This window comes from Pseudarthrobacter sp. C1 (assembly GCF_034720455.1).
Lineage (GTDB): Bacteria > Actinomycetota > Actinomycetes > Actinomycetales > Micrococcaceae > Arthrobacter.
In genome coordinates this window covers 29,852-44,770 of record NZ_JAYESK010000012.1, presented here as the reverse complement: position 1 = coordinate 44,770, position 14,919 = coordinate 29,852, and the positions used below count along the sequence as shown (strand labels likewise).

The following is a 14,919-nucleotide window of genomic DNA, read 5'->3' as shown; positions in this document are numbered from 1 at the left end:
CCGTTGTGCTCCTCAGATTTCGAGGTTGACGGGTCCGGCGGCTGCCGAGACACACGTTTGGATCAATTGGCCGGGCTCGCCATGGATTTCCCCGGTGCGGAGGTCGCGGACCTGTCCGGCCAGGAGGGGTGTGAGGCAGCTGTGGCAAATGCCCATCCGGCAACCGCTGGGCATCAGCACGCCGGCGTCCTCACCGACGTCCAGAATGGGGGTGTCGCCGTCGGCTTCCACTTCCCGATCAGACGCTTCAAAGGTGACCAGGCCGCCGTCGTGCCCCACGCCGGCATTGAACGTGGTGTTGAACCGTTCAATCATGAGGTTCCCGGGGTCACCGGCCACCGCGACGTCCGAGCCCGGAGCTGCGGTAGTCAGCGCCGCCCGCTTCCAGAGGGCTTCGGCGTCGTCCAGGAAGCTGTCCGGACCGCAGGCATACGCCGCGCGTTCCTTCCAGTCCGGGCAGATCTCGTCCAGCTGGTCGGTGTTGGTGAGGTCCATCCGGCCTTGTTCGCCGGTGTACCAGTGGGCCAGCCGGAAGTTGGGGAACTGGTCCGCGAGTTCGGCAAGTTCCTCGCGGAACAGGCTGTCCCCGGGCGTGCGGGCCGAATGGACCAGCACGACGTCGGCATCCGGACGCCGGGGAACAAGGGTGCGGATCATGGACATCACCGGAGTGATGCCGCTGCCCGCCGTGACCATCAGCAGGGGCCGGGGGTGCTCGGGAAGCACGAAGTCGCCCTGCGGCGGGGCAAGGAACAGGACGTCGCCCGGCCGGGTGGTGCGCACCAGCGTGCCGGAGACTGCGCCGACGTCCGTGACGGTGATAGCCGGGTCCTTGCCTGCCGGGGCGCTCAGGGAGTAGGACCGCCAGTGGCGGACGCCATCGAGTTCGACGCCGATGCGCGCCCACTGGCCTGCCAGGTGGGAGTGCCAACCGCGGCCGGGCCGGAAAAAGATCGTGGCGGACTGCGCGGTCTCCTGGACCACGCGCGTAACCACGCCGCGAAGCTGCCGGGCAGAATAGACGGGGTTGAACAGCGCGAGGATATCCTCCGGCGCCAAGGGCGTGGTGAGGACAGAGGCCGCCTGGGCCAGCTGACGTAGCCGGATCATAGGGTAAAGCCTAAAACGGCGCGGGCCATATTTCTCTCTCTTCGTTATATGACCGTTCCGCAGTCACGCTGTAATAATGAGGGCGCTAAGCCCCCAAAGCCGCACTATAAGTCTAACGGCTGCGGTGTGCAGAAGGTTCCCCAGTCTTCACTAAGCATACTTAGTTTACCCTCACCGCGCGTGGGCAGGCGGATATTTACGGGGAAGACGGCAAGGTTACGGCCGGCAGCTACGGGTCAGGGGCGTGCCGCCTGCCAGCCAAGTGCCGGTGCGATATACCGGGCGACGTTGCCCAAAAGCTTGGCGTTGAAGTCCACGCCCAGCTGGTTGGGGACAGTGAGCAGGAGGGTGTCCGCGGCCTGCACCGCGGTGTCGGCAGCCAACTGCTCCGCCAGGACGTCCGGTGCGCCTGCATAGCTTTTCCCGAACCTGGCAGTAAGCCCGTCGATGATTCCCACCTGGTCCCGGCTGTCGCGCAGGGCGCTGCCGGCAAAGTACATGTTGTCCTCGGCGTCCACGATGGGGAGGACACTGCGGCTCACCGAAACCCGCGGCCGGCGGGCATGGCCTGCTGCGGCCCAGGCATCCCTGAACAGCTGGATCTGCTCGGCCTGCAGTTCGTGGAAGGGAACACCGGTATCTTCAGTGAGCAGGGTGGAACTCATCAGGTTCATGCCGAGATCCGCGGCCCAGACCGCCGTCTTCCTGGTTCCGGCTCCCCACCAAATGCGCTCCGCGAGCCCCGGCGACTGGGGCTGGACGGGCAGCAGTCCCCTGGTTCCGCCTGCATACCGCGGGTCCGCTTCCGCCACACCGGCGCCGGTGATTGCCTTACGGAAGAGGGCGGTGTGCCGGCGGGCCATGTCGGCGTCGGTCTCCCCAGCTTCGGGCACGTGCCCGAAAGCTGCCGCACCCTGGCGGGCGGGCTCGGGTGAACCACGGCTGATGCCGAGCTGAAGCCTGCCGCCGCTGATCAGGTCTGTGGCTGCGGCCTCCTCGGCCATGTAGAGGGGGGTTTCGTACCGCATGTCAATGACGCCGGTACCGATCTCGATCCTGCTGGTCCGGGCGGCTATCGCGGAAAGCAGCGGGAACGGCGAGGCCTGCTGCCGGGCGAAGTGGTGCACGCGGAAGAACGCCCCGTCCAGCCCAAGCTCTTCCGCGGCCACCGAAAGGTCAATGGCCTGGAGGAGGGCGTCGCCGGCGGTCCTGGTGCGGGAGCCCTGTCCGGGACCCCAGTGGCCGAAGGAAAGAAATCCGATGCGCTCCATACCTGCCCCAACTGCACGGACACCGCGGGCATTCCCGACGGTCCGGACTGCCCTGGGCCTATTCCGTGCTGCCGCCCAGTGAAGCCCGGCGGCGTGGCTAGACTGGCAGCGTGACCAACAGCGACCAGCCCGCCAGCGCTTCCGTCCCGCCGTCGCGCGGGAAAATCGCCGAGCGCCTGTTGCCGGGCGGAGAAGAACCTGACCCGCGGTTCACCCTCGCCAACGAACGCACCTTCCTTGCATGGATCCGCACGTCGCTCGCACTGCTGGCCGGAGGGATCGCCATCGAGGCATTCACCGCCGGCCTCTTCCTGGAACCGGTCCGCAAGGGTTTGGCGGTGCTGCTGCTCCTGCTGGGAATGCTGCTGAGTGCGGGATCAGCCGTGCGGTGGCTTCGGGTGGAGCGCAGCATGCGGAACAACGCGCCGCTTCCGCTGCCGCTCGTTGTCCCGCTGTTGGCCGGGGCAGGCGCGCTGGCGGCCGCCGTCGTCCTCATCTTTGTCCTCTGGCGCTGACCAGGTGGCGGCGTCCCGCACCGCCGGCGGCCATGGCGACCCGGGCCTGCAGCCGGAGCGGACCTCGCTCGCCTGGGGCCGGACCATGCTGGCCCTGGTGACGGTCAGCGCCATCTTCCTGCGCTGGCTCCCGCAGCACGGACTCCCCATCCTGATGCTGTTCGCCGTCTCATCCGCCGCAGCGCTGGCCATCTACCTGACCCAACGCCGCCGGTACCGTGTCCGGTCCCGGGGACTCTCCAGGGAAAGGCTCGACGCCGACATCACCGCGGTGCTTTGGACGGCTTTCGCAGGGGTCGCCTTGGGCTGCCTGGGCATTGGCGTTGTCCTTGCCGGCTGAAGCTGCGGCGCAGGACCCCTAGAACATCGGCAGGACAAAGCCGGCAAGCAAGGCCACAGCGCCGATGGCGGTGAGGCAGCGGCCCAGCACGGATGCTGTCCTCCCTGCTTCTTCCGGCGCCGTGGTCTGCCACTGGGTGGGGCGCTTGGGGTGATAGTAGATGGGGAGGGTGTCGCCCACCGCCAGGTCCCTGATGTCATGGGGCGACATGGGCGCGTGGTGCACCTGGTATTTGCGGTCGAACCACCGAAAGCCCACCCCTGTGGTGTCGGAATACACCACGGCCTCGGCTACTGCCCAGGGATGAACGAAGCGGCGGAGGAACCCGGTATAGAAGAGCAATCCGAGCCCTGCGGGCAGGCACAACCAGGTGAGCATCTCGAGGATTGGACCTGCCATATCAAGCACAGTGGGCATGATTCCGATGGTACAGGCGTACGCTGGGGGAAAACCGTTCCGGCCTAAGGGGTAGACATGAACGATGAAGATCTCCTCACGCGCATCCGGTCCCTTGTGGAAGAGGAGCACTCCCTTCGCGAGGCCTCCGGAGACGGCCAGATGCCGGACAAGGCGCGGCTGAAGCAGGTGGAAGAAAGCCTGGACCAATGCTGGGACCTGTTGCGCCAGCGCAGGGCCAAAGCCGGTTCCGGCGAGGACCCCAATGACGCCGAAGTCCGTCCGGTCAACGAAGTCGAGGGCTACAAGCAGTAGCTGCACGGCATCGTTGCACCCGTGCCGCTCCCCGCCGTGAAGAGATTGGAGTTCCATGCGCCTTGCAGTCGCGCAGATCATCAGCAGCGCTGACCCCGCAGCCAACCTGGAGCTGATCCGGGACTACGCTGCACAGGCCAAGGCCGCCGGCGCCGAGCTGGTGGTGTTCCCCGAGGCCGCCATGCGCGCCTTTGGCCATTCCCTCCGAGATGTCGCTGAACCGCTGGACGGCCCGTGGGCCGGGGAAGTCCGGGCCATTTCCAGGGAACTGGGCATAGCGATCGTGGCCGGGATGTTCACCCCCGGAAAGGACGGCCGGGTCCGCAACACCCTCCTGGTCACCGGCCCCGGGCTGGACACTTCATACGACAAGGTGCACCTCTTCGACGCCTTCGGTTTCGCCGAATCCAGGACAGTGGACGCGGGCCAGGCTCCGGTGACCTTTGAACTTAATGGCACGGTGTTCGGACTTGCCACCTGCTACGACGTCCGCTTTCCCGCCCTTTTCACCGCCAACGCCCGCCGGGGAGCACAGGTCAACATCGTGTGCGCGTCGTGGGGCGCCGGCGAGGGCAAGGCGGAGCAGTGGGACCTCCTGGTGCGGGCACGGGCCTTGGACAGCACCACCTTCGTGGTTGCCTGCGGCCAGGGCGATCCCGAAACCATAGGCGCCGGCCCTGCAGGCACAGCCCCCACGGGCATCGGCCACAGCGCCGTAATCACTCCCTTCGGCACCGCCGTGGCAACTCTGGGCGGAAAGCCGGAACTCGCCGTCGTCGATATCGACCCGTCCCTGGTGGACGATGTGCGCAGCAAGCTTCCGGTGTTGGCCAACGCCCGTCACTTCTAAGCGGGGCTTTTCAGCGCGCCGGTGCGGTGAGCTTCCGTTCACCGCGCCGTAATCTCCCCATGTCCAGCGTGCGACGGCGCTTCTCACCTTCCGCATCCGGCCCGCCCTTTTAGCGCGCGGCCTTCGGAGCAAAACGCGGCGACCCCGCCCCCTTCCGGATGGCGGCTGTTTACACAGCCGAAACATTACGGACACGGGGACTTCACACACCGGCCGTTTCTGTAACGCGGACGCAACTTTGAGGCGCATTTCCCGAAACACAAAACGCGAAAGATGGACTGCGGGGGAAATGCGAGGGCCTGGAAGAGTGCCCCGCTTCGAGGCGCAACGCGAAGGGACCCGCAGGTGGAGATTTCTGCCCAACATGTCTGGCTGATGATTTCAGCCGCGATGGTACTGCTGATGACGCCCGGGCTTGGCCTTTTCTATGGCGGCATGACGCGGGCCAAGGCCGCGCTGAACATGATCATGATGAGCTTCATCTCCGCCGGGATCGTCGGGGTTGTCTGGGTCCTGTGGGGCTACTCCATGACAACGGGCGACGGCGTGCTGGGCCTCTTCGGCAACCCGTTCGCCAACTTCGGCCTGCAGAACCTCATGGGTTCCCCCGACCTGATCAAGGCCGGATACAGCGCCACCTTCGCCATCATCACCGTTGCCCTGATCAGTGGCGCCATTGCGGACCGCGCCAAGTTCGGCGCCTGGGCCCTGTTCGTCCCCGTATGGATCACAGTTGTGTACTGCCCGCTCGCCTACATGGTGTGGGGCGGCGGGCTGATGAGCGCCGGCGGCGCAGTCACCGCCGTGTTCGGCCAGGTCATCGACTTCGCCGGCGGCGCCGTGGTGGAGATCAGCTCCGGAACGGCCGCCTTGGTCCTGGCCCTGATCGTGGGACAGCGCCACGGGTTCGCGAAAGACCCCAACCACCGCCCGCACAACGTCCCCTTCATCATGCTGGGCGCCGCCATCCTGTGGTTTGGCTGGTTCGGCTTCAACGGCGGCGCCGCAACAACGGCGGAACAGGCCGGCCTCATCTGGGTGAACACGCTGGTTGCTCCCGCCGCGGCCATGCTGAGCTGGCTGGTGACGGAGAAGCTCCGCCACGGCCACCCCACCTCCCTCGGCGCGGCGTCCGGCGTGGTGGCCGGGCTTGTGGCCATCACGCCGTCCTGCGCCAACATCAGCCCGCTGGCTGCCGTGGGCCTGGGCCTGGTGGCGGGAGCTGCCTGCGCGGTCTTCGTGGACCTCAAGTACCGGTTCGGCCTGGATGACTCCCTGGACGTGGTGGGCGTCCACCTCGGCGCCGGGCTCATCGGAACCCTCGCGCTGGGCTTCATCGCCCTCCCCGCAGACGGCCTTGGCGGCGGCCTCTTCTACGGCGGCGGCGTCCAGCAGCTCATCGCGCAGACCGCGGCCGTCGTGATCACCCTGCTGCTTTCCGGCGTCGGAACCCTTGTCATTGGCCGTGCCATCAACAAGGCCATCGGCTTCCGGGTCAGCCACGAGGCGGAAACTGCGGGTGTGGACCTGGCCGAACATGCCGAGAGCGCCTATGCGTTCGGGGAGATAGGAGCGGGCTTCAATCCGCTGCCGCACACCGCATCCCCTTTCCCTGCCGCAGCGTCCGCCGCTGGCATGTCCGCCGACGCGGAGTCCGGCGCGGCTGCACAGCACCGCAAGGAAGACTCTTTCGCCTGATCAGTCAGCCAGGATCTTGTACAGCGCCCGGCGGGTCTCATCCATCTTTTCCATAGCGGCGGCGCGCTGTTCCTCGGTAACCCCGCTGCGGAACTGGTGAATGGCGCCCATCAGCTTCCCGATGCTCTGGTGGAAGTCCCGATCCGGACTGTCCTGCCCGGCGTTCCAGGCGTTTTCCATGTCCTCTGCATGCTCGGCTACGTAGGCCCGGCCCGCGTCGGTTAGGGTGAACTCCGTCCCGCGGCCCTCACTGAGCGCTGAGATCAGGTCCTCGTCAACGAGTTGCTGAAGGGTTGGATAAATGGACCCGGGGCTGGGCCGCCACGCTCCCCCCGTCTTTTCGGCGATCGTCTTGATCAATCCGTAACCGTTCGAGGGCGCTTCCGCCAGGAGCGAGAGGATGGCGGCACGGACATCGCCCCTGCTGGCCCTTCGCGGGCTTCGGCCCAGCCCCGGACCGAAGCCAGAGCCAAATCCCGGCCCGAATCCCGGGCCGAAGCCTGGTCCAAAGCCGGGGCCAAACCCGCCACCCCGGTGCCCGTGCGGCCCCCTCCGGCCCAGCCCGCGCTCAAACCGTCCCCTGCCGAATTCCGGCCCTGGAAACCTTCCTTCAGGAATGCCTTTCATGCCATCCTCCTCTTGCTTCCGTAGTCTTCGCTGGATTTATCAGCGATAGTTAACGATATGTCGCTATCTATCGACCGGTCAAGGGTTCAAGTGTGACCAAATCCTGATCTCCGAGGTGTGGATCGCCCCCTCCCACCGGCGTAGTCTTTTGGCACCCCCTAGGCTTGAGGGCTGAAGAATGGCGACGAAGAGGAAGCGCGGGCGCGGTTTCAGCCTTGCCTTGGGGAGGTTCCTCGGGTTCCTGGCAACGAGTGCCCTGTGCGGCGTCCTGGCCGCCAGCCTGGTGGTTCCGGCCGTGGCGGCCGCTGGCCTCGGCGTCAGCAACTCCATTGGCTTTTTCGACAGCCTGCCGGAAGAACTGACAGTCCAGCCGCCGTCGCAATCCACCAAGGTCCTCACCTCCGACGGCCAGCCGATCGCCATCTTCTATGCGGAGAACCGCGTCAGGATCCCCCTGGACCAGATGTCGCCCTACATCAGGGGTGCCATCGTCGCAATTGAGGACAGCAGGTTCTACGAGCATGCCGGCATTGATCCCCAAGGGATCGTGCGGGCCTTGGTATCGAACCTGACCAAAGGCAGCCAGCAGGGCGCCTCCACCATCACGCAGCAATATGTCACCAACGTGATAAATGAGGCCCGCCTCTCGGAGGACAGGCCGGATGAAGTAATCCTGAGCGGGCAAAAGAACGTCGGCGACAAGCTGCGCGAGATGAAACTGGCCATTGCGCTGGAGAAGAAGTTCACCAAGGAGCAGATCCTCGAGGGATACCTGAACATTGTGTTCTTCAACAGCGACGCCTACGGCATCGAGGCAGCCTCGCACTACTTCTTCAGCACCACCGCCAAGGACCTCAGCCTTCCGCAGGCAGCCCTGCTGGCCGGACTGGTCAACAGCCCGACGTTCTACAACCCGGCGGTCAACCCTGACAAGTCGATTGTGCGCCGGAACCAGGTGCTCTCGGAGATGCTCCGCCAAGGCATGATCACCCAGGCCCAGCACGACGAAGCCGTGGCTACGCCCATTGAACTTAAAATCAGTCCGGAGCGGCAAGGTTGCGCCAACGCCTCGATGGCGCCCTATTTCTGCGACTACATCTCGCATCTCATCCTGAACAACCCTGCCTACGGGGCGAGCCTGATGGAACGGCAGAGGAAGCTGTACCGTGGGGGCCTCACCATCGTCACTACCCTGGACAGCAGGCTCCAGGCTGCCGCCCAGGCGCAGGTGGACGGTACGGCCGGGCCCAATCCGGACCGGTGGGGTGCGGCACTGGTGACGGTACAGCCCGGTACCGGCAAGATCCTGGCCATGGCCCAGAACACCGTGTTCCTTCCCGAACCGGGGAAGTTCGACACGCAACTGAACTTCAACGTGGACGCCAAGGATCCGCAGGGGAACGACCTGAACGGAGCCGGCGGTTTCCAGCCCGGGTCCACCATGAAGCCGTTCACCTTTGCCGAGTGGCTCAACGAGGGCAAGTCGCTGACAGCGGAAGTGGACGCGTCCCGGCGCGTGTATCCGCTGGGATTCCCTTGGAGGTCCAGTTGCGGAAAGGTGCTCGGCGCCTACAGCACCGCCCAGAATAACCCGGAGCTGGGCGCCGCTGATGACTTGCAGAACGCCGAGGAGGGCTTCTACCGGAAGATGCCCATCAATTACGGGCTCTACAACTCGATCAACACTGCCACGTTTGCGACAGCCGCACAGCTGGATTTCTGTGGCATCCAGAAGATGGTGGACGCTGTGGGCCTCCACAGCGGACTCGACGGGACCCCGATCAACATGCACCAGCTGGGCAACCTCCTGGGCGCGATCGGAGTTGCTCCCCTTCATCTGGCCAATGCCTTTGCCACTTTTGCCAACGACGGCCGCTATTGCACACCGATTGCGCTGGCGGACGTCAAGGACGCAACCGGCGGTAACCTGCCTGCCCAGACGGTCGAGTGCCGGGACGCAGTGAAGCCGGACGTGGCCCGCGGCGTCAACAGTGTGTTGCAGGACGTGCTTAAGAAGGGCTCGGGCGTCTGGATTAACCCCAAAACCCATGACAAGTTCCCTGTGGCGGCCAAGACGGGCACCTCGAACACCAACGGGTCCACGTGGATCGTCGGCTACACCACCGGCCTGGCCACCGCGTCCTTCTTCGGTGACGCACTTGAGGGGCAGAAGCGAGCCGGGCAGAACGTCACCATCAACGGAACCTTCTACCCCCGCCTTGACGGCTACATGATCGCCGGACCCCAATGGGCCTACTACATGCTTAACGTGGTGCCGCTCTATCCCGCCGGCCCGTTCCCGCCTCCTCCGCCATCGATGATTGGCCCGAGCCCCTCGCCGAGCCCGCGGCCGTAAGCACCGGGCTATTCGCGTGGGAATTACGACGACGGCGCCTCCCGCCGTCCGGAATGCGCCATGCTGTGCCCGGCAGCGGCGGCGCGGCGGACCGGGAAGAAGCAAGCCGCTAGCCGGTCCCCTTCCACAGCCGCTGCCACCACGAGTGCCGCGGTTCCGGTTCCGGCGGCGCCTCTACGGGACGGGCGGCACGGCGTTCGCGCCACCGCGCCACCGCTTCGTCCACGTCACGGGTCTTGGTGACCACCGGCGGGCCACCCTGGAGCTGGCGCCGGGCATCGATGACCCGCCGGTTGAAGTCCTGCAGGATGTCCCGTACCTGCTGCTCGGTGTACTGGGCATCCAGCCGGGCATCAAGCTCCGCATCCTCGGTACGGAGCAGGATCGCGGCGGGGCCGAGCCCGCTGAGGTTCTCCCGCTGGATGAGCCCTTTGACCCACCAGTCGGGATCGTACCGCTCCCCCAGCCCCGGAATCGGTTTGCGCGCGTATTTGAGGTTGTCGAATTTGCCCTGGGCCATGGCATCGCGGACCAGGTATTCCGCCCGGGCGGCGTCGCTCACTTTCTTGCGCTTCTCGCGTTCCTGCGCTTCGAGGGCGTCGAGCGCGGCTTCTTCCTCGGCGCTGATTCCGGCTCCGCGGTAGGACCGGACCTCAGCGGCGCGCTCCAGGCGCCTCCGGATATCCTTCGCACCGCCGCTCACCGCTGCCACCGCCTCGCCTGGGAATGCTGCTTCCTTCCAGTATTCAGAAGCTTTTCGCCCTGTTCAACGCCTGCCGGGCGCAGCCAGCCCGTGAACAAAGGAAAGCGTACGACGCCGGAACGTCCCGCCGTCGTACGCTCTCCCGAGTGCCGCGAGGCTTAGCCGGCGTTGGCATGCTCGGCCAGGATCGCGTCGATCTGGCCCAAAGCCTCCTTCATGCCCTCCTCCATGCCCATCTTGACCATCTCTTCCATCTGTTCTTCGGAATCGAAGATAGACATGATGGTCATGCGGGTGCGGCCGCCGATGTCCTCCAGGTCAACAGCGGCATGGGCACTGCCCATGGCATCCAAGGGCGCTCCGGTTTCGTCAGCGAAGCCGTCATCGAATTCGAGCTTCCGCGGCGGCTCGATGGTCCTGAATTTCCACCAGCCTCGGGGCTTCTCGCCTTCCGGGGTGGTCATGTAATACCCGGCCTTCCCGCCGGGCTGGAAGTCGAACCGGTCAAACGTGGCCGGATAGTTGGGCGGACCCCACCAGCGCTCCAGCTGGCGCGGGTCTTCCCAGATCTGCCAGACGCGCTCGACGCCGGCGTCGAACTCCGCCACGAGCGTGAGGCTGAGGGCCTCGAGATTCTTAGTGGAACTGATAACAGGCATTGCGCAACCTTCCTATCCTTCAGCCAGAATGTCCGCGATCCGGTCGACGCGCTGCCGCCAGATCGCCTCGTACTCATCGAGCAGCCGCCGGGCTTTTTGCAGGCCTTCATGGTTACCCCGCACAATCTGCTCCCTTCCGCGCTTTTCCTTGGTGACCAGGGACGCGCGCTCCAGCACCGCCACATGCTTCTGGACGGCGGCGAAGCTCATGTCGTAGAGGGCAGCAAGGCCGGAGACGGAATACTCCCCGGCTGTTACGCGGCGGACAATGTCCCGCCGGGTGGCGTCCGCCAGCGCCTGGAACAGGCGATCGACGTCCGCATCACTGAGCTGATCTACAACCATTTGGTTGTACGATAACCCCGCGGGACCCCGGTGTCAATGGAAGCCGGGACCCCGTTCACTTTGCACCGCAAAGCCCCTGCATCCGGGTATCTTGAAGGCCATGAGCATCCTCCTGGCGGGCGCCGGTCCCGACCCTGCAGCCTTCCCCGAGTTGTTCGACCGCTTCGTCCGTGACGTCCGGGAACACAGCGGCGGGGAAGGTCCCGTCCGGATTGCCCTGGCGCTACACCACCGCAGCGGGAACCCTGGGGAAGCCCTGCCGGAGTACGCGGAACCACTCCTCGCCCGCGCACCGGTTGAGCTGGTGCCGGTCCTGCTCAGTTCGGCGTATCCGGCGGATCCGGCCGTATTCGACGGCGTCCACGGCGTGGTGGTGGGCGGCGGGCTGACGCCGGCCTACTGGGATGGGCTCAGCGCCGCGGCGGCCGCCATCTCACGGGTGGTTGGCGCCGGTACGCCGTACCTCGGCTTTTCCGCGGGGGCCATGGTGGCGCCCCGCAGGGCACTGATAGGGGGTCATCTGATTCACGGCATCGAAGTCTGCGGCGGGGAATGCTCGGAGGGCCTGGCGGAAGTCGAGATCCGGGACGGACTGGGCCTGGCCCCGTTCGCCGTGGATGTGCATGCGGCCCAGGCGGGCACGCTCAGCCGGGCCGTGGGTGCCGTGGCCGGAGGCCTGGTGGACAGGGCTGTAGCGATCGATGAGGACACCGCCCTGGTCCTGGCGGCACCGGAGAATGACGGCTTTGAGGTGCTGGGCAGGGGCACCTGCTGGGACGTCCGCAGGTCCGGGACAGGCTGCAGCGTCTCCGTCCTGCGTGCGGCTGAGTAGCGGGACGGCAGGCTGCCGGGCAGCCCTTAAGCGTCGAAGTGCGTCTGGACGCTGTCGCCGCTTAGTTGTTCAATGAGTTCCGCTGCGACGTCCCGCAGCTTCCTGTTGCGGTTGCTGGAGACTTTGGTGAGGATGTCCATCGCTTCTGCCTGGGAACACCGGTTCTGGGCCATGATGACTCCGCAAGCCAGATTGATCGCGGTCCTGCTTTGCATGGCCGCTTCCAGGTTGTCCGCCCGGCTTTGCGCAGTATCGAGGCGGACCGAGAGGTGGAGCGTGTTGTGCGCCGCTGCAGCGAAGCCCAGGGCCTTTTCGTAGACATTGGCCGTGAACATGCCCGGCTTCGACGCAAAGAAATTCAAGGCAACGCTGGCCTCGTCGCTGATCTCCAGCGGCACGCCCAGGGAACTGCGGACGTTTGCTTCCGCCAGCTGTCGGGTCAGCTCCGGCCACCGGGAGTCCGTGGCAACATCGTCCACGATCACCGGGGACATCTCCCGCAGCGCTTTGATGCACGGACCGTCCCCCACGGCCTGCTCAACCTGGTCCAGTTCGACTGCGCGCTGGCTGCTGCCGGCCACGGTAGTGGGCTTTCGCCGCAGTTTGAGGGTGACTGCACATTCAACGTGGTCCCCCGCAACGTCAGAGACAGATGCTGCAGCCAGGCCGGCGAGTCCGGTGAGGAACTCAACAACGTTTTCTGCGCCCACCAGGATGCTCTGAAGCTCTTCGATCTGTTCTCTATCCGGTGAACTCGACATGGGCCCATCTTACTGTCCCGCCTGCTGTCGGGCAGCGGGCATTCCGCCTGTCCTCCCCTCGGAAACCCCAGGCCGCGGACCACAGCTGAAGGTGGGGCTCGCCCGGCCACGGGACATGCCTGATACGGGAAGGGAAGACCTCCGGGGCTTGGCTCTATGCTGAGAGTATGGCGCAGCGACTTCCCCTTGACGAGCTCAGCACTGTCGTTGCTCGGATTCAAGGGCTGCTGCTGACGGAGGAAAAGGCCACTACGGCTGTCCGGCTCCTGGCCCAGGCCGCCAAGGAGTCGGTTGCCGGCACCATAGGGGCCGGCGTCTCGCTCATGGACGCCCGCGGGCGCCGCACCAGCAGCGGCTATACCGACGGGATTGTGAGCCAGGCGGATGCCATCCAGTACGAGTGCGGGGAAGGACCCTGCCTGACCGCGTGGGCGGCAGAGGAACCCGTGCTGGTCAGGGACCTGGAAGGTGAGTCCCGATGGCCCGAGTGGCGGAAAGCCGTCAGGGGGCTGCCCATAGCGTCAGTGGTCAGCGCTCCCCTGATCGCCGGCCGTGAATCCCTCGGCGCATTGAAGTTGTACGCCGCCGCCCCCGGCGTCTATGACGCATCCAGCGCGGCCCTGCTCCAGCTCTTCGCGGCCCCCGCGGCCACGTTGCTTGCCCACATCCAGGCCAGCGAGGCCCCGCACCGAATGACCGAGGGCCTGCAGGCATCCCTCTACACGCGGGACCTGGTGAACCGCGCCTGCGGAGTGCTGATGGAGCGATCCGGCCTGACCAATGAAGCTGCCCTGCAGCAGCTGATGAAATTGGCCCGCAGCGAGAACACAGCATTGCAGCACGTCAGCGAACGCGTCCTCGCCGGGACGCTGCCTCCCGGAGCCTAGGACCTGCAAATGGGCTTTGATCCCAACGAACCGGAACAGCGGCGCCGGCTCCGGGCAGCCATGAAGGCAGCGGATATCCCGGTGTCAGAGCTGTGGCTGAAATACTTCAGCCTGTCGGGAGACGCAGGGGAATATGAGGTGGAAGCCTATCTTCAGGGGCTCCTTTCCCTGCCCCCGGTCCAGCGCGACCTGTTGGCGCTGGCGGCAAACGAACTGATTGACGATCTCCCGCGGCCACGGGCGCCCTACTCTGACGACTTCGACAGCGGCCCCGCTTCCGGCGTTCCCGACTCGGCAGGCGAGGGGCAGCCAGGCACCGAAGACAGCACCAGCCGGCAACCGGACCGGGACGAGTAGCCCCATCGGCCGCCGCGTATCAATAGCTCCCGCAGGGGCGTAATGTCAGTAGTAGGAGATCTTCGGGACAGAAACGCTCCGGAGGTTGAACACTCGGGCCAGCCAGCGTAGAGAGCAGCGGCCGCCAACCAGAGGACGGGCTTCTGGTGCACCCAGGGATCGAGGCCTGATGGCCAAGGAAAGCACGCTCACCGCTTCAGACCAGATGCAGGACCTGCTGCTCGAAAGTCCGGGTTTCCCTGAATTCCTCCTGGGACTGGCCACCCTTTCCGCATCCATGGCGGGTGCCGACGGTCAAGTCACGTGCACCATCACACTGGAGCGGGACGGCGGATTGTCAACAGTTGCCAGCAGCAGCGAAGAGGGCCGGCGGCTGGACGAAACCCAGTATTCGTTCGGCGAGGGCCCCTGCCTCACCGCAGCCCGGCTCCAGCGCCTCGTGTGGGTTCCGGACCTGGCGGGCGACGAGCGCTGGAGCGCCTATGCCGAGGCGGCAGCCCAGGAGGGCGTCCGGTCCGTCCTTGCTGTCCCCATTTCCACAGACGCGTCATCACGGGCGAGCCTTAACTGCTACGCAGGGACGACCAGTGCATTCAATGAGGGCACCGTGGTCCTCCTGGAGCAGCATGCAGCATCCATGTCCAGGGTCCTCCGCATCGCGCTGCGCCTTCATGGGGCGGACGTCCACCCTGAGCACCTCAGGGCGGCCCTCAAATCCAGGGCAACTGTGGATGCGGCCGTGTCCCTCATCATGCTCCAGCACAGGGGCGGGCGGGACGGCGCCCTGGAGATCCTCCGCCTGGCGGCGAAATCCAGCAACCGCAAAATCCACGTGATCGCCCAGAACATCGTGCGAGGAGCCGAGCTCCCTGCACTCCCCAATGACCGAGTGTAGGG

Annotated in this window: 18 protein-coding genes; 10 read left to right on the top strand and 8 right to left on the bottom strand. The window is 65.8% G+C overall.

The features are described from left to right. Window positions 1-12 precede the first annotated feature (12 nt). Together U7114_RS17260 and U7114_RS17255 are read right to left on the bottom strand one after the other, a co-directional pair. Window positions 13-1,110: a ferredoxin reductase gene (locus U7114_RS17260; protein WP_157241007.1), complete on the bottom strand. Its 1,098-nt coding sequence runs from the start codon at window positions 1,108-1,110 to the stop codon at window positions 13-15. Window positions 1,111-1,346: 236 nt separating this feature from the next. Then, complete coding sequence (locus U7114_RS17255; protein ID WP_157241006.1) at window positions 1,347-2,381, bottom strand: LLM class flavin-dependent oxidoreductase; 1,035 nt, start codon at window positions 2,379-2,381, stop codon at window positions 1,347-1,349. Between the two features lie 110 nt (window positions 2,382-2,491). On the opposite strand from U7114_RS17255, the gene U7114_RS17250 reads away from it, so the two are divergent. Together U7114_RS17250 and U7114_RS17245 are read left to right on the top strand one after the other, a co-directional pair. Continuing rightward, window positions 2,492-2,896 carry a YidH family protein gene (locus U7114_RS17250; RefSeq protein WP_321214433.1) on the top strand — a complete coding sequence of 135 codons (405 nt, stop codon included), beginning with the start codon at window positions 2,492-2,494 and terminating at the stop codon, window positions 2,894-2,896. Beyond that, complete coding sequence (locus U7114_RS17245; protein WP_157241003.1) at window positions 2,880-3,236, top strand: DUF202 domain-containing protein; 357 nt, start codon at window positions 2,880-2,882, stop codon at window positions 3,234-3,236. Before U7114_RS17250 ends, U7114_RS17245 begins: the two co-directional genes overlap by 17 nt. An 18-nt stretch (window positions 3,237-3,254) precedes the next feature. Here the strand turns inward: U7114_RS17245 and U7114_RS17240 are convergent, their stop codons facing one another. Next, window positions 3,255-3,653: a hypothetical protein gene (locus U7114_RS17240; RefSeq protein WP_157241000.1), complete on the bottom strand. Its 399-nt coding sequence runs from the start codon at window positions 3,651-3,653 to the stop codon at window positions 3,255-3,257. A gap of 57 nt (window positions 3,654-3,710) precedes the next feature. Between U7114_RS17240 and U7114_RS17235 the strand changes: the two genes are divergently transcribed. From U7114_RS17235 to U7114_RS17225, 3 genes are all read left to right on the top strand, one after another. Further along, on the top strand, window positions 3,711-3,947 hold the full coding sequence (locus U7114_RS17235; protein WP_321214434.1) for a DUF2630 family protein: 237 nt from the start codon (window positions 3,711-3,713) through the stop codon (window positions 3,945-3,947). A 55-nt stretch (window positions 3,948-4,002) separates the two neighbouring features. Further along, window positions 4,003-4,797: a carbon-nitrogen hydrolase family protein gene (locus U7114_RS17230; protein WP_323058051.1), complete on the top strand. Its 795-nt coding sequence runs from the start codon at window positions 4,003-4,005 to the stop codon at window positions 4,795-4,797. Between the two features lie 345 nt (window positions 4,798-5,142). Then, window positions 5,143-6,495: an ammonium transporter gene (locus tag U7114_RS17225; RefSeq protein ID WP_323058050.1), complete on the top strand. Its 1,353-nt coding sequence runs from the start codon at window positions 5,143-5,145 to the stop codon at window positions 6,493-6,495. On the opposite strand, the gene U7114_RS17220 is transcribed toward U7114_RS17225, so the two are convergent. Next, window positions 6,496-7,122: a PadR family transcriptional regulator gene (locus tag U7114_RS17220; RefSeq protein ID WP_321214436.1), complete on the bottom strand. Its 627-nt coding sequence runs from the start codon at window positions 7,120-7,122 to the stop codon at window positions 6,496-6,498. Window positions 7,123-7,300: 178 nt separating this feature from the next. Between U7114_RS17220 and U7114_RS17215 the strand changes: the two genes are divergently transcribed. Continuing rightward, window positions 7,301-9,478 carry a transglycosylase domain-containing protein gene (locus tag U7114_RS17215; RefSeq protein ID WP_323058049.1) on the top strand — a complete coding sequence of 726 codons (2,178 nt, stop codon included), beginning with the start codon at window positions 7,301-7,303 and terminating at the stop codon, window positions 9,476-9,478. A gap of 109 nt (window positions 9,479-9,587) precedes the next feature. Here the strand turns inward: U7114_RS17215 and U7114_RS17210 are convergent, their stop codons facing one another. The 3 genes from U7114_RS17210 to U7114_RS17200 form a co-directional block, all read right to left on the bottom strand. Further along, window positions 9,588-10,181 carry a DUF1992 domain-containing protein gene (locus U7114_RS17210; RefSeq protein ID WP_323058071.1) on the bottom strand — a complete coding sequence of 198 codons (594 nt, stop codon included), beginning with the start codon at window positions 10,179-10,181 and terminating at the stop codon, window positions 9,588-9,590. A 158-nt stretch (window positions 10,182-10,339) separates the two neighbouring features. After that, on the bottom strand, window positions 10,340-10,840 hold the full coding sequence (locus U7114_RS17205) for an SRPBCC family protein (RefSeq protein ID WP_157240993.1): 501 nt from the start codon (window positions 10,838-10,840) through the stop codon (window positions 10,340-10,342). A gap of 12 nt (window positions 10,841-10,852) precedes the next feature. Next, window positions 10,853-11,185, bottom strand: a complete 333-nt coding sequence (locus U7114_RS17200; protein ID WP_321214439.1) for a metalloregulator ArsR/SmtB family transcription factor — start codon at window positions 11,183-11,185, stop codon at window positions 10,853-10,855. A gap of 100 nt (window positions 11,186-11,285) precedes the next feature. Between U7114_RS17200 and U7114_RS17195 the strand changes: the two genes are divergently transcribed. After that, a complete protein-coding gene (locus U7114_RS17195) occupies window positions 11,286-12,017 on the top strand; it encodes a hypothetical protein (RefSeq protein ID WP_321214440.1) in 732 nt (243 codons plus the stop codon). 26 nt (window positions 12,018-12,043) lie between these two features. On the opposite strand, the gene U7114_RS17190 is transcribed toward U7114_RS17195, so the two are convergent. Beyond that, the gene (locus tag U7114_RS17190) at window positions 12,044-12,778 is read right to left on the bottom strand and encodes a GAF and ANTAR domain-containing protein (RefSeq protein ID WP_321214441.1); all 735 of its coding nucleotides are present in this window, start codon (window positions 12,776-12,778) and stop codon (window positions 12,044-12,046) included. Between the two features lie 167 nt (window positions 12,779-12,945). On the opposite strand from U7114_RS17190, the gene U7114_RS17185 reads away from it, so the two are divergent. The 3 genes from U7114_RS17185 (at window position 12,946) to U7114_RS17175 (ending at window position 14,917) form a co-directional block, all read left to right on the top strand. Beyond that, window positions 12,946-13,665, top strand: a complete 720-nt coding sequence (locus U7114_RS17185) for a GAF and ANTAR domain-containing protein (protein WP_321214442.1) — start codon at window positions 12,946-12,948, stop codon at window positions 13,663-13,665. 9 nt (window positions 13,666-13,674) lie between these two features. Beyond that, the gene (locus U7114_RS17180) at window positions 13,675-14,022 is read left to right on the top strand and encodes a hypothetical protein (protein WP_157240983.1); all 348 of its coding nucleotides are present in this window, start codon (window positions 13,675-13,677) and stop codon (window positions 14,020-14,022) included. A gap of 169 nt (window positions 14,023-14,191) precedes the next feature. Next, window positions 14,192-14,917, top strand: coding sequence for a GAF and ANTAR domain-containing protein (locus U7114_RS17175; protein WP_157240981.1), 726 nt, complete (start codon window positions 14,192-14,194; stop codon window positions 14,915-14,917). Window positions 14,918-14,919 lie beyond the last annotated feature (2 nt).